At 73.3% G+C, this 17,657-nt stretch carries 12 protein-coding genes; 2 read left to right on the top strand and 10 right to left on the bottom strand.

Features of this window, described 5'->3' with window-relative positions; genetic code table 11:
* Positions 1-23: 23 nt before the first annotated feature.
* The 4 genes from ABZ738_RS16870 to ABZ738_RS16855 are packed head-to-tail and all read right to left on the bottom strand — an operon-like array spanning position 24 to position 4,993.
* Positions 24-779, bottom strand: a complete 756-nt coding sequence (locus tag ABZ738_RS16870; protein ID WP_176093776.1) for an SDR family oxidoreductase — start codon at positions 777-779, stop codon at positions 24-26.
* On the bottom strand, positions 761-1,906 hold the full coding sequence (locus ABZ738_RS16865; RefSeq protein WP_176093775.1) for an aminotransferase class V-fold PLP-dependent enzyme: 1,146 nt from the start codon (positions 1,904-1,906) through the stop codon (positions 761-763). Before ABZ738_RS16865 ends, ABZ738_RS16870 begins: the two co-directional genes overlap by 19 nt.
* A complete protein-coding gene (locus ABZ738_RS16860; protein ID WP_357214157.1) occupies positions 1,899-3,401 on the bottom strand; it encodes an aldehyde dehydrogenase family protein in 1,503 nt (500 codons plus the stop codon). Before ABZ738_RS16860 ends, ABZ738_RS16865 begins: the two co-directional genes overlap by 8 nt.
* Positions 3,398-4,993 carry a thiamine pyrophosphate-binding protein gene (locus ABZ738_RS16855; protein WP_357214154.1) on the bottom strand — a complete coding sequence of 532 codons (1,596 nt, stop codon included), beginning with the start codon at positions 4,991-4,993 and terminating at the stop codon, positions 3,398-3,400. The genes ABZ738_RS16860 and ABZ738_RS16855 overlap by 4 nt, the downstream gene beginning before the upstream one ends.
* Positions 4,994-5,221: 228 nt before the next feature.
* Here ABZ738_RS16855 and ABZ738_RS16850 point away from each other — a divergent pair, with 228 nt between their 5' ends.
* On the top strand, positions 5,222-6,241 hold the full coding sequence (locus ABZ738_RS16850) for a LacI family DNA-binding transcriptional regulator (protein ID WP_161595029.1): 1,020 nt from the start codon (positions 5,222-5,224) through the stop codon (positions 6,239-6,241).
* 86 nt (positions 6,242-6,327) lie between these two features.
* Here ABZ738_RS16850 and ABZ738_RS16845 read toward each other — a convergent pair whose 3' ends face one another.
* The 5 genes from ABZ738_RS16845 to ABZ738_RS16825 form a co-directional block, all read right to left on the bottom strand.
* Positions 6,328-7,641, bottom strand: coding sequence for an aminotransferase class III-fold pyridoxal phosphate-dependent enzyme (locus ABZ738_RS16845; RefSeq protein ID WP_357214150.1), 1,314 nt, complete (start codon positions 7,639-7,641; stop codon positions 6,328-6,330).
* Between the two features lie 197 nt (positions 7,642-7,838).
* Complete coding sequence (locus ABZ738_RS16840; protein WP_161595069.1) at positions 7,839-9,038, bottom strand: ABC transporter substrate-binding protein; 1,200 nt, start codon at positions 9,036-9,038, stop codon at positions 7,839-7,841.
* Between the two features lie 92 nt (positions 9,039-9,130).
* The gene (locus ABZ738_RS16835; RefSeq protein WP_357214146.1) at positions 9,131-10,531 is read right to left on the bottom strand and encodes an aldehyde dehydrogenase family protein; all 1,401 of its coding nucleotides are present in this window, start codon (positions 10,529-10,531) and stop codon (positions 9,131-9,133) included.
* Entirely contained in the window at positions 10,528-12,348 is a 1,821-nt protein-coding gene (locus tag ABZ738_RS16830) for an ABC transporter permease subunit (RefSeq protein WP_176093771.1), read from the bottom strand. The genes ABZ738_RS16835 and ABZ738_RS16830 overlap by 4 nt, the downstream gene beginning before the upstream one ends.
* Positions 12,345-13,526, bottom strand: coding sequence for an ABC transporter ATP-binding protein (locus ABZ738_RS16825; protein ID WP_161595038.1), 1,182 nt, complete (start codon positions 13,524-13,526; stop codon positions 12,345-12,347). The genes ABZ738_RS16830 and ABZ738_RS16825 overlap by 4 nt, the downstream gene beginning before the upstream one ends.
* A 275-nt stretch (positions 13,527-13,801) precedes the next feature.
* Here ABZ738_RS16825 and ABZ738_RS16820 point away from each other — a divergent pair, with 275 nt between their 5' ends.
* On the top strand, positions 13,802-14,665 hold the full coding sequence (locus ABZ738_RS16820; RefSeq protein ID WP_131056065.1) for an alpha/beta hydrolase: 864 nt from the start codon (positions 13,802-13,804) through the stop codon (positions 14,663-14,665).
* Between the two features lie 15 nt (positions 14,666-14,680).
* On the opposite strand, the gene ABZ738_RS16815 is transcribed toward ABZ738_RS16820, so the two are convergent.
* Entirely contained in the window at positions 14,681-17,476 is a 2,796-nt protein-coding gene (locus tag ABZ738_RS16815; protein WP_357214142.1) for a BTAD domain-containing putative transcriptional regulator, read from the bottom strand.
* Positions 17,477-17,657 lie beyond the last annotated feature (181 nt).

The following is a 17,657-nucleotide window of genomic DNA, read 5'->3' as shown; positions in this document are numbered from 1 at the left end:
ACCCGTCCCGGGCGCGGGGCGGGTCACCCGCCCTGTTGCGCCCGACGCCACCGGGCACCGCCGTCGAGCACCACCACGGTGCCGTTGCCGGCGGTGCCGGTGACCAGCTCGACGGCGGCCCGCGCCACCTCGTCCACGTCCACCTCCGCCGCGCCACCGGCGGCCGACCCGCCGGAGTGCCGGGACGCCCACGGGGTGTCCATCCAGCCCGGCGCGATCGCGCTGACCGCGACTCCGGGCGGGGCGACGGCGGCGAGCCCCTGGGTGAAGGCGACCAGCGCCGACTTCGACACGGCGTACGGCAGGCTGCTGCCGGCCGGGTCGAAGGCCGACGTCGACGCCACGTTGAGCACCCGGCCCCAGCCGGTGCGACCCATCGCCGCGAACGTCGCCCGGCAGAGCGCCACCGGGGCGAGCAGGTTGACCCGCAGCAGCGACTCCCACACCTCGTCGTCGGCGGCGTCCAGGTCGTCGAAGGGGATGAAGCGGGTGGTGGCCGCGTTGTTGACCAGGATCTCGACCGGACCGAGGGCGGCCGTCACCGCGTCGACCAGGCGGGGCGCGGCGGCCCGGTCGGACAGGTCGGCGCCGACGGCGACCGCCTCGGCACCGGCCGCCCGGACCGCCGCCACCGTCTGCTCCGCGCCCCGCGCCGAGCTGGCGTAGTGCACCGCCACCCGGGCGCCGGCCAGCCCGAGCCGCACCGCGACGGCCCGGCCGAGTCCGCTGCCGGCGCCGGTGACCAGGGCCACCCGGCCGGTCAGCGTCGCGTCTGCCATGCGTCGATCCCCTCCACCAGTCGGTCGATGTCGTCGTCGTCGTTGAACCCGTGCGGGTCGACCCGCACCCGGCCGGACGGGTATCCCCACACGTCCACGCCGTGCTCACGCAGGTGACCGGCGAGCGCGGGGGCGTCGTCGACGGCGAACGCGACCACGCCGGCCCGCCACCGCGGCTGCGCCGGGGTGAGGACCGTCAGGCCCCGTCGGGCCAGCCCGTCGACGACCCGCCCCACCAGGTGTGTCACCCGGTCGGCGATGGTGTCGACGCCGGCGGCGCGGACCAGCCGGATCCCAGCGGTGGCCGCCGCGAGCAGCGGCAGCGCGGCCAACCCCACCTCGGTGCCGGCCGCGCCGGACGGTACCGGTGGGAGTTCGGTGAGCTGGTACGAATCCGCGATCCGGGCGCTGACGTAGCCGACGTCCAGCGGCGTGCCGGCGGCGGCGGCCTCCCGGACCGCGAGGAAACCGATCCCGGGCGGGCCGAGCAGCCACTTCATCGCGGTGCTGACCAGCGCGTCGATCCCGTCGCGGGCCATGTCGACCGGCACCGCGCCGGTGGACTGCGCGGCGTCGACGAACAAGCGCATCCCCCGGTCGGCGCAGAGACCGGCCAGGTCCGCCAGGTCGTGCCGGTAGCCGTCGAGCGCGGCCACGTGGGAGACGGCGAGACAGCTCGTACCCGGATCGGTGAGTGCGGCGAAGGCGTCCACCGCCGCCTCGTCCGGTGCCCGGCGGACCAGCCGGACCCGCAGGCCGTGGCGGAGCGCGGCCCAGGCCATCGTCGGGTACGTGGTGTCGTCGACCAGCACCGTCGAGCCGGCCGGCAGGCCCAGCAGCCGCAGTGCCAGGTTCGTCGCGCGGGAGGTGTTCTCGGTGATCGCGACCTCCGCCGGTGCCGCACCGACCAGACCGGCGAACTCGGTGCGCAACCGGCCCCAGTCACCGAAGTAGTCGGCGCGGTGCGTCAGCGGGTCGCCCGCCCACCGGTCGACCCAGGTCGCCATCTCGGCGCGTACCGGCTCGGCCAGCGGCGCGATCCCACCACTGAACAGGTACGCCCTGGTCGCCAGCAGCGGGACGGCGGCGCGCAGGGCGGCGAGCCGCTCCCGCTCGGGGTCAGTCATCGGTCCCACCCTTCCCGGATCGTGCGGTCGCCACGTCGGCTTCGCCGAGGTGCACCACGACGTGTTTGAGTCGGGTGAACTCCTCGAAGCCGTACCGGGACAGGTCGCTGCCGTGGCCGGACTGTTTCACCCCGCCGTGCGGCATCTCCTCCGCGCCGACACCGAAGGAGTTGACGCAGACCTGACCCACCTCCAGGTCGCGGGCGAACCGCATCGCCCGGCCGACGTCACGCGTGTAGACGGCGGCGGCCAGCCCGTACGGCGAGTCGTTGGCGCGGTGCAGCGCCTCGTCCTCGTCGTCGAAGGGCTGCACGGTCACCACCGGTCCGAAGACCTCCTCGGCGACGATCGGCGCGTCGTCCGGGACACCGGCGAAGACGGTCGGCGCGTAGAACGCCCCGTCGGGCAGCCCGTCCGGGTGCACGATCCGCCCGCCGGTCAGCGGGGTGTGGCCCGCCGCCACGGCGTCCGCCACCAGCGCCGCGACCCGGTCCCGGTTGGCCCGGTCGATCAGCGACCCCTGGTCCACCTCGTGCAGCGGGTCGCCGACGGTCAACCGGGCGGTCCGCCGGGCCAGCGTCTCGGCGAACTGTTCGTAGCGCGAGCGCTGCACCAGGAACCGGGCGGCGGCGGTGCAGTCCTGCCCGGCGTTGAAGAACCCGAGCGAGAGAGCGGCGTCCAGGGCCCGGTCCAGGTCGGCGTCGGCGAACACCACGAGCGGGCTGTTGCCGCCCAGTTCCAGATGGGTACGCGCGACGTGCTGGGCCGCCGCCGCCTGCACCCGTCGGCCGGTGGCCGTACCGCCGGTGACCGAGACCAGGTCCACGTCCGGGTGGGCGGCGAGCCGGTGGCCCTCCTCGGCCCCACCGGTCACCACGTTGAGCACCCCGTCGGGCAGGCCGGCGCGGGCGGCGAGCGGCCCCAGCGCCAGCGCGGTCAGCGGGGTCTGCGCGGCGGGCTTGAGCACGATGGAGTTGCCGGCGGCCAGGGCGGGCCCGACCTTCCACGCCGCCATCAGCAGCGGATGGTTCCAGGGCGCGAGTCCGGCCACCACGCCGAGCGGTTCGCGGCGCAGCATGCTGGTGTGCCCGGGGACGTACTCGGCGGCGGCGACACCGTCGAGATGGCGGGCGGCGGTGGCGAACCAGCGCAGCGCGGCGGCGGTGCCCTCGACGTCGACCGCGTGCCGCAGCCGCAGCGGCGACCCGGTCTCGGCGGTCTCGGTCCGGGCCAGTTCCGCGCCGTGTTCCTCGACCAGGTCGGCGAGGCGCAGGAGCACGGCGGCGCGGGCAGCCGGCGAGGTCCGCCGCCAGACCCCGCCGACGTAGCGCTGCCGGGCGACGTCGACGGCCAGGTCCACACCGGCCGTTCCCGGCCCGGCCAGTCGGCGTACCAGTCGGCCGCGCGCCGGGTCGGTGACCGGTTGTTCGGTGTCGCCGCCGTGCCAGGCGCCGTCGATCCAGGCGCCGGTGGCGTCGGCGAGGAGGCCGGTCACGGGACCACCACCAGGGTCGGGCCGTCGGCGTCGAGGCCACGGGCCACCGCGGCGGCGAGGTCGGCCGGGTCGTGCGGTTCGGCGTACCGGCACCCGAGCGCGGCGGCCAGCGCCGGGTAGTCGGGGGCGCGCTGCTGGCAGCCGACCGGCCCGGCGCCCTGCTCGTCGAGCAACCGGGCGATCTCGCCGAATCCGCCGTTGCGCCACACGACGGTCACGAGCGGGATCTCCCGTTCGGCGGCGACCAGCAGTTCGGGCATGGTGAACATGAGGCCGCCGTCGCCGACGAGCGCCACGGTGGGCCGTCCCGGGGTGGCCACCGCCGCGCCGATGGCGGCCGGTACGGCGTACCCGAGGGTGCCCAGGCCGGAGGGGTTGAGCCAGCCACGCGGGCCGTGCACCGGGAACAACGGGGTGGCACCGTAGTAGTTGGCACCCGTCGAGTCGACGGCGAGACAGGCGTCGTCGGGCATGGCGTGGCGCAGCGCGGCGATCCACGACGCGTACGGCGCACCGAGGGCGGCGGCCTCGGCGTCGAGCCGTCGACGGCAGGTGGCCGCCGACGCGGCGCCGGAGCGGTCCGCCACCGGCAGCCGGTCGGCCAGTTCGGCGAGGACGGTCGCGACGTCGGCGGTGAGGGCGATGTCGGCGGGCAGGTGGCGGCCGATGGCGACCGGGTCGACGTCGATGTGCACGAGTCGGCCGGTCAGCCTCGGCCGGGTGGCCCAGAAGTCGGTCGGGCCGAGTTCGGTGCCGACGGCCAGCACCACGTCCGCGCCGGTGAGCAGGTCCTCGGCGGCACCCTGCGGTACGCCGTACTGCTGGGTGACGATCCCGGCGTGCAGTCGGTGCCGGGCGTCTATGGTGCCCTTGCCGTTGAGCGTGGTCAGCACCGGGGCGTCCAGCCGTTCGGCGAGGCGACGCAGGTCGTCGGCGGCACCGGCCGCTCCCCCACCGGCGACGACCACCGGTCGACGGGCGTCGGTGAGCAGTGCCACGGTCTCGTCCACGATGCCGGCGTCCGCCGGTGCCGGTCGGCGTTCCGATGCGGTCGGCCCGGTGCGGTCGGGGTCCACCGGGGCGTCCCAGAGGTCCTGCGGCACCTGGACCACCGCCGGTGCGGGGCGTCCCCAGCGGCGGGGTGCCAGGGCGTCACGGACCGCGTGCAGGACGTCCTCGGGTTCGCAGGCGCGGGTGACCCGGTCGGTGACGGCGCGCAGCAACGCGTCCTGGTCGCGCAGTTCGTGGGCGTGGCCGCCCCGGCCGCCGCGCTCGGCGCGGGACAGGTCACCGGCGAGCACCAGGATCGGCACCGCGTCGGAGTACGCCTGGCCGACGGCGGTGGCCACGTTGGCGATGCCGGGGCCGCAGATGACCGAGCAGGCGGCCACCTGCCCGGTCGAGCGGGTGGCGCCGTCGGCCATGAACCCGGCGCCCTGCTCGTGCCGGGCGGTGACGTGGTCGACCCGGGCGGCGTCGAGGGCCCGGTAGAGACCGAGGGTGTGTGTGCCGGGGATGCCGAAGACGCGGGTCACCCCACCGGCGGCCAGAGCCCGCACCACGGCGGTGCCGAGGGTCGTTCCGGGAATCATCGTCACTCCTGCCGAAGGGTTAGACGGTCATGGTTGAGTCGGCCGGCCCAGGCGGCTTGGAATACGTATGCATGGTGCTATGATGCGTTGGCCGCCGTCAAGGCCACCGCACCGCCGAGGTCGCGGGCCCGACCGGCCGATACGGACGCGCGGCCCACTGATGCGATGGATGGCGAGATGACTGGTGGACCCGGTGTCGAGGCACAGCCTCCCGGGCAACGTCGGAAGGTGAGCAGTCACGACATCGCCAAGCTGGCGGGCGTGTCTCAGTCGACGGTCTCCCGGGTGCTCAACAACAACCCCCGGATCACCGCGGTCACCCGCAACCGGGTGATCGCGGCCATGGAACAACTGCGCTACACCCCGAACGCGGCGGCCCGGACGCTCATCACCGGCCGCAGCCAGTTGATCGGCCTGGTGGTCTCGAACATCACCAACCCGTTCTATCCGCAGCTCATCGAGGCGATCGTGGCCACCGCCGCCGAGCACGACTACAACGTCGTCCTCGGCAACACCCAGGAGAGCCCGCGCCGGCAGATGGACTACCTGAAGCTGCTGGTGGAGCACCAGGTCGACGGCGCGATCCTCACCTCGGCGTTGCAGAGCGGCGGCGACGACCTGCAACGCGTCATCCGCGCGGGCACCCCGGTCGTGCTGGTCAACCGCACGCTGTCGGGCAGCGCGGTGGACAGCGTGCACATCGACAACCGGCGCGGCGGGGCGATCGCCACGGAGCATCTGATCCGGCTCGGCCACCGCCGGATCGCGTTCGCCGGCGGGCGGGCCGACACCTCGACCAACCAGCTCCGGTTGGAGGGATACCAGCGGGCGATGGCCGAGGTCGGTCTGCACGTCGACCCGGAGCTGGTCGTGCACGGCGACTTCACCCACCTCAGCGGTGGCATCACCGCACACCGGCTGCTGACCGCCGGGCAGCCGCCCACGGCGATCGTCTGCGCCGACGACGTCATCGCGCTCGGCTGCATCGACGCCCTGCACGACCGCCGGATCCGGGTGCCGCAGGACGTCGCGGTGGTCGGTTTCGACGACGTGCCGGTGGCGGCGTTGAAGGGGATCGGCCTGACCACGGTCCGCCAACCGGCCCCCGAGATGGGGCGACGCGCCTTCGACCTGCTGATGCACCGCATCGGCGGCGCGGACCGCCAGCGCCCGCCGGTCGAGGAGGTGCTGCCGGCCGAGCTGGTGATCCGGGACACCTGCGGGGCCCGGGCCGGCGGACGCGCCTGACATCACCGCCGGGCCGTCCGCCGCCCCGTCGGGCCACCACGGCTCGGCGGCGGCCCGACGGGGCCGAGCGGTACGACCCGGTGCGCTCAACCGGTCCGGGCCGGTTGCGCCGCTGTGGTGATCGCCGCACCGAGCCGCTCGACGATCTGGTCGAGTTGGTCGTCGGTGAGCACGAAGGCCGGTGAGAGCTGGAGGCTGTCGCCGTTGATGACCCGCGTCAGCACGCCCGAGGCCCGGGCCTGCCGCACCACCCGGTCGGGCAGCCCGGGGTCCCGGTCGACGTCCAACGCGACCGCGCCGAGCAGTCCGGCGTGCCGGACCTCGCGGACACCGGGCAACCCGGCCAGCGCCGGCAGCCGGTCGGCGAGCCGCCCGGCCAGCACGGTCACCCGGGGCAGGAGGTCGTCCTCGGTGAGCAGGCGCAGGTTGGCGATCGCGGCGGCGCAGGCCACCGCGTGCCCGGAGTAGGTGTAGCCGTGGCGGAACACGCCCGCCGTGTCGTCGGTGAACGCCTCCCAGACCCGGCGGGCCGCGATCACCCCGCCCAACGGCACGTACCCGGAGGTGACGCCCTTGGCGAACAGCAGCAGGTCCGGCTCGATGCCGTAGCTGGCCGAGGCGAACCAGTCGCCGGTGCGCCCGAAGCCGGTGACGACCTCGTCGGCGACGAGCAGCACACCGCTGCGCCGGCAGATCTCGGCCACCTCGGCCAGGTAGCCGGGTGGCGGCGGGTGTACTCCCCCGGCCCCGATGACGGGTTCCACGAAGAAGGCCGCTACCTGCGCGGCGCCGATCTCGTCGATGGTGCGGCGCAGCGCCTCGGCGTCGTCGTGCGGCACCCGGTGGAAGCCCGGTGCCGCCACCCGGCCGTAGCCGGCACTGTTGGCCGCGATCCCGGCCAGGGCGGTGCCGTGCCCGTGCATGCCGTGGTAGGACAGGTCCCGGGAGATGACGACGCCGCGTTCGGGCTGGCCGCGCAGTGTCCAGAAGCGGCGGACCATCTTCACGGCCGTGTCGACCGCGTCGGAGCCGCCGGAGGTGAGGAAGACCATCGGGTCCGGCATCGGGGCGAGCTCGGCGATCCGGTCGGCCAACGCCAGCGCGGCCGGGTTGGCCATGTCGCCGAAGGTGGAGTAGGCGGCGAGACGACCGGCCTGCTCACCGACGGCGGTGGCGATCCGGGACTGGCCGTGGCCGACGTTGGCGTACCAGAGTCCGGCGGTGGCGTCGAGGTACCAGTTCCCGTCGCTGTCGCGTACCCGCGCGCCGTGTCCCTCGACGATGGTCAGTTCGCTGGCGAGCGTGTCGCGAAGGTGGGAGAACGGGTGCCACAGCCGGGAGGTGGTCGGCGGCCGGTCGGCCGCCGAGGGTGAGCGACGACGGGACGGCGTGGTGGTCACGGGCAGGCTCCTTACTGGGCCCGGCGTCACACCGGTCTCGTGCCGGGCGACCGCCCGGGTGCCGGGGCGGACCGTGGACGCGCGGCAGCGCGCCGGGTCCTCGGGCGGCGTGCAGGGCACGAGTGGCGCGAGGCGGCGTGGGGACGGTGGGGGTGGTCGGCCGGGGCGGCCGGCGGTACCGGTCGCCCCGGCGACGGTCAGCCGGCGATGAAGCTCTGGAACCGTTCGTTGACCACGTCGTAGTTGCTGCGGTCGGTGCCGTTGTACGGCTTGTACCAGTAGAAGGAGTCGATCCGGAAGGTGATGTCGTTGGGGACGCCACCGAGTTCGGGCACGTTGTTGGTGGACGTCGTCCAGTGGTCGGCGAGGGACTTGTCGGCGGCCTCGTAGATGGCCGTCGAGGGGATCGGCTGCCGCCACGCCTCACCGATGCGGGCGCCGATGCTCGGCTCAAACCGGAAGGCGATGCTGGCCATCGAGGCCTTCACGTTCGGCGCGCCCTTCGGTACGGCGAGGAAGTCCACGTGCGCGAGAGCCTGGTTGAGCGTGTACGCGACGGGTGCGCCCTGGTCGATCAGGTCCTCGATGCGCGCGTTGGACATCGCGACCATGGTCGCCTCGCCGGTGGCGAGCAACTGCTGGGCCTCGGTGCCGGAACCCCACCACTTCACCACGTGCGGCTTGATCTGCTCCAGCTTGCGGAAGGCGCGGTCGAAGTCGAGCGGGTACATCTGCTCCGGCGTGACGCCGTCGGCCAGCAACGCGGCCTCGATCACCTTCACCGGCTCGAAGTTCTGCAGAGACCGCTTGCCGGGGAAGCGCTCGACGTCCCAGAAGTCGGCCCAGGACGTCGGGCGCGAGTCCGCGTTCGGGTACGAGTCGAGGTTGTAGGCGAGCACGATGGACGCCTCGGCGTACCCGATCGCCTTGGGCAGTTTGTACTGGTCGTCCATGGTGTCCAGCACGTTCTGCGGGAACAGCGAGTAGTCGATGTCCTCCAGGCAGCAGTCGGCGAACTGCTCGTAGTTGCCGGCGGTGACGCTGAACTGGTCGATGTCGACGCGTCCGGCACCGACCTGGCTCTCGATCCGGTTGTAGATGTCGGTCGACCACGGCACCTCGACGACCTCGACGCCGGTGATCGCGGTGAAGGGTCGCCACACGTGCTCGAACTCGGTGTCGGAGAAGGTACCGCCGAAACCGACGTTGGTGATCTTGCCGCTCAGGTCACCCGTGTTCCACGGGCGTCCCTCGAAGTCGCCGGCGGCCGGCGCGTCCGATCCGGTGTCGCTGCCGCAGGCGGCGAGGAGGGTGACCGCGGCCAGTGCGGCGGCGGCGTGGCGCAGGGCCCGGCCGGTACGGCGGGCGTGGGCATATCGTCCGGTAGGTGGGGTCATGTCGATCGGCTCCATTTCATCGCTGGGCGCTCCGGCCCCGTTGACTGGCGCACTCGGTCATTCGGCACGGTGGGGGCGGTGGTCGTCGCGCGCTACTCGGAGGTGGACGGCCCGGCCGGTGGCGGGCCGTACCAGTGGGTCTGGACGTTGGCGAACTCGCCGAACCCGTCGGCGGCGAGTTCGCGGCCGATGCCGGAGCGCCGGATACCGCCGAAGGGCAGCCGCCAGTCGCTCTGCACGATCTCGTTGACGAAGACCATGCCGGCCGGCAGGGCGTCGGCGAAGTGGTCGGCGCGTTCCGGCGAGGTGGTCCAGACGCTCGCGCCCAGGCCGTACTCGTCGCTGTCGGCGAGCCGCAGCAGGTCCTGCGTGCTGTCGGCGACGAGGACCGGTGCCACCGGCCCGAAGGTCTCGTCCCGCCACACGGGTGCGTCCACCGGCACGTCGGTGAGGATGGTCGGTGGGTAGTAGAAACCGGCGCCGGCGACCGGTTCGCCGCCGAGGACCACCCTCGCCCCGGCGGCGACCGACTCGCGGACCTGCGTGTGCAGCAGGTCGCGCAGGTCGGCGCGGGCCAGCGGGCCGACGTCGGTCCGTGGGTCGGCCGGATCGCCGACCCGGTGGGCGGCGAACCGGTCGGTCAGCGCGGCGAGGAACTCCTCGGCCACCGGCCGTTCGACGAGGAACCGTTTGGCGGCCACGCAGCTCTGCCCGGCGTTGCCCAGCCGGGACCGGGCGGCGGCGGACGCGGCGGCCTCGACGTCGGCGTCGGCCAGCACGATGAACGGGTCGGAGCCGCCGAGTTCCAGCACGACCTTCTTGACAGCGGCTCCGGCGGCGGCGGCGATCGCCGCGCCGGCGGTGACGCTGCCGGTGACCGAGACCCCGGTGACCGCCGGGTGGGCGATCACGTCGGCCACGGCCGACTCCGACACCAGCAGTGGGGTGAACACGCCGGGCGGCAGACCGGCCCGCGCGACGACGTCGGCCAGGGCGAGGGTGGAGAGCGCGGCGTTCGGCGCGGGCTTGACCAGGCAGGTGTTGCCGAGTAGCAGGTTCGGTACGGCCAGCCGTAGGGCCTGCCAGTACGGGAAGTTCCAGGGCATCACGCCGAGGATCACTCCGGTGGGACGCAACCGGATCCGGGCCGGCAGGTCCCCGGCCAGGGGCCGCCGGTCGGCGAGCAGGGTGTCGGCGTGGTCGGCGAACCCGTCGCACAGCGCCCGGCACTTGTCGACCTCGGCCACCGACTGCGCCACCGGTTTGCCGATCTCGCGGACCAGCAGGTGGGCCAGGTCGTCCCGGGCCGCGCCGAGGGCGGCGGAGAGGGCCCGCAACGCGTCGGCGCGCTCCGCCGGCGGGCGCTCCCGCCAGTGCCGTTGGGCACCGGCCGACTCGCCCACGAGTTGCCGGGTCGCGTCGGGGGTCAGCGTGGCGGAGCGGCCGATCCGTTCGCCGGTGCGGGGGTCGACGCTGAGGTAGTCACGGCTCACAGGATCGATCCCTTCATGCCGGTACGGCGCTGGCGGAGACGGAGCATCAGGGCGACCACCCCGAGCACGGTGATCACCACGAGCATCTCGGCGACCGAGACGACCGCGAGGATCGGCGAGAAGCGCACGTGCAGGTCCTCCCAGAGCCGCAGCGGGAGGGTGCGCAATCCGGTGCCGGCGAGGCTGATGGTGAAGACGAGCTCGTCGAAGCTGGTCAGGAACCCGAAGAAGGCGGCGACGAGGAAGCCGGGCCGCAGCACCGGGAAGGTGACCGTGAGGAAGGCGCGCACCGGTGACGCGCCCAGACCGCGCGCGGCCTGCTCCAGCCGGTAGTCGAACGCGCGCAGGTTGGCCACCAGGATCAGGGTGACCAGCGGTACGGCCGGAATGGCGTGTCCGATGACCAGCCCGGTGAAGGACCCGTCCAGTCGCAGGTTGAACAGCACGAGGTAGAGCCCGAAGGCGAGCGCCACGCTGGGGATGATCAACGGGGTCGCGATCAGCCCCATGATCAGGTCCTTGCCGGGGAAGGTGCCCCGGACCAGCGCCAGCGCCGCGAGCGTGCTCAGGACGGTGACCAGGACCGCCACCACCACGCCGAGCCGGATGCTGGTCAGGAACGCGTCCACCCACCGCGAGTCGGCCAGGAACTCCTGGTACCAGTTCGTGGTCAGGTCGGTGGAGGGGAACGCGGCGAAGGTCGACCGCTGGAAGGACATCAGCACCGCCGCCAGCATCGGCACCAGGCACAGCGCCAGCCCGAGCCCGGCCAGCAGGTGACCGGGCAGGCGGTAGACGGCCGACGGCAGCCGCCCGACCCGGGCCAGCACCGTCGCGCTGCGCCAGCCGGCGTCCAGGGCGCCACCGCCCCGCCGGGACACGGCGGCGTTCTCCGGACGCCAGATGGAGCCGATCGGCACCACCCGGGACACCGCCAGCAGCACCACGAACGCGGCCACCAGCAGCACCATCGACATGGCGGAGGCGAACGCGGGTTCGCCGACGGCGGTGGTGAGGGTGCGGTTGAGCAGCACCGGGTAGACCTGTTCGCCGGAGCCGCCGAGCAGGTCGGGCGTGATGAAGAAGCCGAGGCCGAGCATGAAGACCAGCACACAGCCGGCGAGCACGCCGGGCATGCTCAGCGGCAGGAACACGAAGGCGAAGGCGGCCGGGCCACCGGCGCCGAGCCCGTTCGCCGCCTGCGTCAGGCGGGGGTCGATGCGGCGCATCACGGTGTAGAGCGGCAGCACCATGTACGGCAACAGCACGGCGATCATGCCGATCAGCACCGCCTGCTGGGTGTACATCAGCTGGAGCGGTTCGTCGACCACGCCGAGCTTCAGCAGGACCGTGTTGACGGGTCCGTTGCGGGCGAAGATGGTCATCCAGCCGAACGTGCGCACCAGCAGCGCCACGAAGAACGGGATGACCACGAGCGTGGTGACGGTGGCGCGGACCAGCCGGGGTCCGTGCGACATCAGGTAGGCCAGCGGGTAGCCGATGACGAGCGCGCCGAGCATCGCCACGGCGGCGTAGACGAAGGTACGCCCGAGCGCCTCCAGGTAGAGCGACTCGGTGAGCAGGGTGCGGTAGTGCCGGAACGGGTCGCCGGCGGGAAGGCTCTGGGTGGCCAGCCGGACGACCGGATAGGCCAGTGTCAGGGCGTAGAAGGCCAGCACCGGGAGGAGCAGCAGGGCGGTCCGGTCGAACCGCGACCGTCGGGTGGGTGCCGGTGCCCCGGCGCCGGTCGGGGGGTCCTGCTGCGGCGAGTCGGCGGTGGGCCGGGGGTCCGGGACGCGGACGGGGACTCCGGTCACCGCAACACCACCGCTTCGTCGGCGGCCCAGCGCAGGAGAAGTTCGTCACCGGCGGTGTAGCCGGCCATGCCGACGGTGTTCTCCCGGATCAGGTGCAGCACGGTGTCGCCGCCGACGAGGACCGTGTAGCGGCTGCGCTGACCCATGTACAGCACCTCGGTGATCCGCCCGGACATCCCGGCGTCCGGGCCGTCGGCGGCCGGTCCGGACCCGGCCGACAGGGCGATCCGCTCGGGTCGCACCACCACCACGGCCTCGTCCCCGGTGGCCAGGCCGGGGCTGGTCCGGCCGTACGCCAGGGCGCCGTCGGCGGTCCGCAGGGCGCAGGTGCCGTCGGTGATCCGCTCGACGCGGCCCCGGAACTCGACGGACTCGCCCATGAAGGTGGCGACGAAGGCGTTCGCCGGGCTCGCGTAGATCTCGCGCGGGGTGCCGACCTGCTCGATGCGGCCCTCGTTCATGATCACGATGCGGTCGCTCATGGTGAGCGCCTCGTCCTGGTCGTGCGTGACGTAGATGATCGTGGACGCGATCTGGCGGTGCAGGTTGACCAACTCGAACTGCACCGCCTCGCGCAACCTGCGGTCCAGCGCGCCGAGCGGCTCGTCCATCAGCAGCACCGGCGGCTCGAACACGATCGCCCGGGCCAGCGCCGCCCGCTGCTGCTGCCCGCCGCTGAGCTGACTCGGGTACTTGTGCGCGTGCGCGCCGAGCTGCACCAGGTCGACGGCGTGCGAGACCCGGCGCTTCAGCTCCGCCCCACGGATGCCGCGCATGCGCAGCGGGAAGGCCACGTTGCGCTCCACGGTCATGTGCGGGAACAGCGCGTAGCTCTGGAAGACCATGCCGATGTCGCGGCGCTCCGGGGGCAGCCGGTCGAGGCGTTGCCCGCCCAGGTGGATCGTTCCCGCCGTCGGCGTCTGGAAGCCGGCGACCATCGACAGGACCGTCGTCTTCCCGCTGCCGGAGGGGCCGAGCAGGGTGAGGAACTCACCGCCGCGCACCTCGAGGTCGAACTCCCGGACGGCCTGGAAGTCGTGGTAGCGCTTGGCGACCGCGGTGAAGCGCAGTTGCCGGTCGTCCGCGTCGGCGGCCTCCGACGCCGTGCGCGGCACGGCCGGTGAACCGTCCGTCTCGTGTGCGGTGGACACCCCACCGTGCTGGGCCCGGCTCGACACTGCTACCGCTCCTTGCTGTCTGGGACGGTTGTGCATACGTATTCGTAGCATGCGACCCACCAACAGGGGAAGATCCGATCCGCAGGTGGAATCCGATTCGATACCTTGCGTTCGCCGTGCTGCCGCGCCGCTCGCGGTCCCTCCGTGACGATCCGCGAAGGCATCGACGGGGCAGATCCGGCCCGGCACCGGCGTGCATAGCTAGTACGGCGGGACCTCTGCCGGACCCGGCCGCGTCACTGTTGGCCGGGCAGCGATCGGGGTACGTCTCGTGCATGTTCGACGGATTCACCGATGAACGGATCGACGTCGGCGAGGTGGAGCTACGGGTCCGGCACGGCGGGCACGGCCCCCCGGTGCTGCTGGTGCACGGACACCCCCGGACCGGGGCGACGTGGCACCGGGTCGCCCCACGCCTGGTGGACCTCGGGTACACCGTCGTCTGCCCGGACATGCGCGGCTACGGGCAGTCCGGCACGGTGCCGATCCGGCCCGACCACTCGCAGCAGTCCAAGCGTGCGGTCGCCGGGGACATGGTCCGGCTGATGCGGGCGCTGGGTCATCCGACGTTCACCGCCGTGGGCCACGACCGGGGCTGCTACGTGGCACTCCGGCTGGCCCTGGACCATCCCGACGCGGTCGACCGGCTGGTGGTCGTCGACGGCGTACCGATCAGTGAGGCCCTCGCCCGCTGCGACGCGACCTTCGCCCGGCGGTGGTACCACTGGTTCTTCTTCGCCCAGCCGGACACGCCGGAACGCGTCATCGGTGCCGACCCGGACGCCTGGTACGGCGACAAGGCCCGGCCGGAGACCATGGGCGTCGAGAACCACCGGGAGTTCCGCCAGGCCGTCCACGACCCGGCCACGGTCCGCGCGATGCTGGAGGACTACCGGGCCGGCCTCGGCGTCGACCGCGAGCACGAGGAGGCCGACCGGCGGGTCGGGCGTACCGTCCGCTGTCCCACGCTGCTGCTCTGGACGACCCGCGACGACCTGGCCGACCTGTACGGCGACCCGCTCGCCGTGTGGCGCCCGTGGGCCGACGACCTGCGCGGGCACCCGATCGAGTCCGGTCACCACGTGGCCGAGGAGAACCCGGCCGGGCTGACCGAGGCCCTGCACCGCTTCCTCGGCTGACCGGCGCCGCGCCGCCTAGCCGGAGCGCGGCACCTCGGCAAGCCGACGCCGGGCGCCCTCGGCGGCCGGGTCGCCCAGGTCGTCGAAGATGGAGGCGGCCAGCCGCCAGGCCGCCGTCGCCCCGTCGAGGTCGTCCATGGCGGCGCGGGTGTCGCCGAGACGGGTCAGGGTCTCCGCCTGGTGGTAGCGGTCGGCCGAGTTCCGGAACAACTCGATGGACTGCTCGTAGCAGTCCACCGCCGACTGGTACTCCCCCATGCCGTGATAGGCGAAGCCCAGGCTGTCCAGCGTCGCCGCCTGCCCGTTGCGGTCGTCGATCAGCCGTTGCTGGGCGAGCGCCTCGGTGCAGTCCGCGATCGCCTGCCGGTGGTTGCCCAGCACGGCGTGGAGGTAACCGATCGCGTTCAGCGCCCGCCCCTCGCCCGCCCGGTTGCCGACGAGCCGGTAGAGGCGCAACGCCTCGTGGGCGTGCGTCAACGCCTCGTCCCGTCGGCCGAGCACGAAGCAGTGCTCGGTGTAGTTGTGCAGCGTCTGCGCCAGTCCGTCCTGGTCGCCGAGCTTCTCGTACAACGTGATCGCGCGCTGGAGGCGGTCACCGGCGGTGTCGTACTCGCCCAACCGGTAGGCGGCCCGGCCGAGCAGGCGGTTGGCGGTGGCCTGCGCCTCCAGGTCACCGAGACGTTCCGCCGACTCCAACGCGGCCTGCTGGGCGGTCAACTGGTCCTGCCAGAGCCCGCCCGGCGCGAGGAACGTGGTCAGCGCCCAGGCCAGCCGCCAGGCGTACGCGTCGAAACCGGTGGCGGTGGCCTGCCGGACCACCCGGAGCAGCACGTGCCGTTCGGCGGTGAACCAGGCCAGCGCGGCGTCCTGGTCGACCATCGGCACGCGGACGTTGCCGGGTAACGCCGGCAGCGCGGTGACCGGCGGCCACTGCGGCTGCACCAGGCGACCGGCCGGTTCGGCGCTGTGCAGGTAGTGGTCGTACAACCGGCGATGGGCCGCCCACCGCTGGTCGGCCGGCTCGTCGGCGTGGGACAACTCGGCCGCGTACGACCGCAGCAGGTCGTGGAAGGCGTACCGGTCCGGACGGTGCTCGGTCAGCAGGTGCAGCCGGGTCAGTTCGATGAGCACCGGGGCGACCGCGACACGCGGCCAGCCAAGCAGCGCGGCGGCGGCGAAGCCGCTCAGCTCCGGTCCCGGGTGCAGGCCCAGCAGGCGGAACAGGCGTGCCGCGTCCGGGCTCAGCGCCTCGTACGACCAGGAGAACACCCGCCGTACGTCGCCGTCGGCGAGCACCGCGAGCCGGGTCTCCGGGGCCCGCAGCTCGGCGACGACCGCCTCCAGCGGGAACGTGGGCCGGGTGGCCACCCGGGCCGCGACGATGGAGAGCGCGAGCGGCAGCCGGCCGGCAGCCTCGATCATCTCGGCGACGGCGGCCGGTTCGGCGTCCAGACGGCTGCCGTCGACCCGGCTGCGCAGCAGGTGCGTCGACTCGGTGTCGGTCAGCACGTCGAGGGTCAGCAGTCGGGCGCCCTCGACGGCGACCAGCGTGCTGAGCTGGTCCCGGCTGGTCACCACGACGACGCAGCGACCCGCGCCCGGCAGGAGCGGGCGCACCTGGTCGGCGTCGCGGGCGTTGTCCAGCACGATGAGCATCTCGCGGTCGGCCAGCAGACTGCGGTACAGGCCGGTGCGGGCGTGCTGGCTGCTGGGTATGCGGGCCAGTGGTACGTCCAGCGCCTCCAGGAAGCCGAGCAGGGCGTCGGCCGGGGAGACCGTCTCGCCCTCGTCGTAGCCACGCAGGTTGACGTAGAGCTGCCCGTCGGGGAAGCGGTCGGCGGCCCGGTGCGCCCAGTGCAGCGCCAGGGTGGTCTTGCCGACCCCGGCCATCCCGCACACCACGGTGACGACCACGGAGGTCGGTCCGCCGGCCGGGTGTCCGACGACCGCGTCGAGGCGGGCGAGCTGCTCCCGACGGCCGACGAAGTCGGGCGTGGTGAGCGGCAGCTGCGCCGGGCGGGTCCGGGCGGTGGCGGGCGCGGGTTCGGCACGCGGTGGCGGGCCGGGCGGCGGGCAGCGGTGGTGCAGGATGTCGTCGTGCAGGCGGGTCAGCTCGGGCCCCGGGTCCATTCCGGTCTCCTCGGCCAGCACCTGCCGGGCCTGCCGGAAGGCCGCCGTCGCTCCGGCCACGTCCCCGCTGTGGTACAGGCCGGTCATCAGGTGCGCCCAGGCACGCTGCCGTAGCGGATGCCGTTCGAGCAGGGCCCGCAGTCGGGGGATCACCTGCGCCGCCGCACCGAGCGCGAGCTGGGTGCCGGCGTGGTCCTCCTCGGCCAGCAGACGCCGCTCGGTCACCTGCCCCACCCAGCGCGACAGCGCCCGGGGCAACGGCAGCCCGGCCAGGACGGGGCCTCGCCACAGCGCCAGCGCCTGCGCCAACTCGGCCTCGGCACGAACCGGATCGCCGCAGGTCACGGCGGTGCGCCCGCGCGCCACGGCGGCGTCGAAGCGGTCCAGGTCGCGTTCCTCCGCCTCCACCCGCAGCAGGTAGCCACCGGCGGTGGTGACGATCCGGCCGTCGCAGTCGATCGCCTGCCGCAGCCCGCGCACGTAGGTGCGGATGTTGGCTGCGGCGGAGGCCGGCGGCTGGTCGCCCCAGAGCACGTTCACCAGTTCGTCGGCGGGTACGGCCTCACCGGGTCGGGTCAACATCAGGGCCAGCAGCAGTCGTTGTTTGACCGAGCCGAGGTCGACCGGGTGCCCGTCCCGGGACACCGACAACGGGCCGAGAAGGTGGAAGCGGAGAAGCATCAGTCACCTCAGCCGACGGCCTGAGTCATGGGACCGGACACCATCCGAACCGCGTCGTCGCGCGGCCGGACCGGCCGACCGCCAAGAGTCGAGGACAATTCATTTGTACGCCAATTGTGCGCGACGGATACGCCGGAGACCGTACCATCGGCCGCCAATCGATGATCTTTCCCAAACGGGG

This window comes from Micromonospora sp. NPDC047793 (genome assembly GCF_040642635.1).
Lineage (GTDB): Bacteria > Actinomycetota > Actinomycetes > Mycobacteriales > Micromonosporaceae > Micromonospora.
Note: the sequence above shows the minus strand (reverse complement) of the source record. Positions and strands in the feature narration are given on the sequence as shown.

What these genes read in the sequence shown, in the direction of transcription:
- ABZ738_RS16840 (WP_161595069.1), bottom strand. Translation starts at nt 9,038, where the DNA reads ATGACCCCACCTACCGGACGATATGCCCACGCCCGCCGTACCGGCCGG.
- ABZ738_RS16855 (WP_357214154.1), bottom strand. Translation starts at nt 4,993, where the DNA reads ATGATTCCCGGAACGACCCTCGGCACCGCCGTGGTGCGGGCTCTGGCC.
- ABZ738_RS16820 (WP_131056065.1), top strand. Translation starts at nt 13,802, where the DNA reads ATGTTCGACGGATTCACCGATGAACGGATCGACGTCGGCGAGGTGGAG.
- ABZ738_RS16865 (WP_176093775.1), bottom strand. Translation starts at nt 1,906, where the DNA reads ATGACTGACCCCGAGCGGGAGCGGCTCGCCGCCCTGCGCGCCGCCGTC.
- ABZ738_RS16815 (WP_357214142.1), bottom strand. Translation starts at nt 17,476, where the DNA reads ATGCTTCTCCGCTTCCACCTTCTCGGCCCGTTGTCGGTGTCCCGGGAC.
- ABZ738_RS16870 (WP_176093776.1), bottom strand. Translation starts at nt 779, where the DNA reads ATGGCAGACGCGACGCTGACCGGCCGGGTGGCCCTGGTCACCGGCGCC.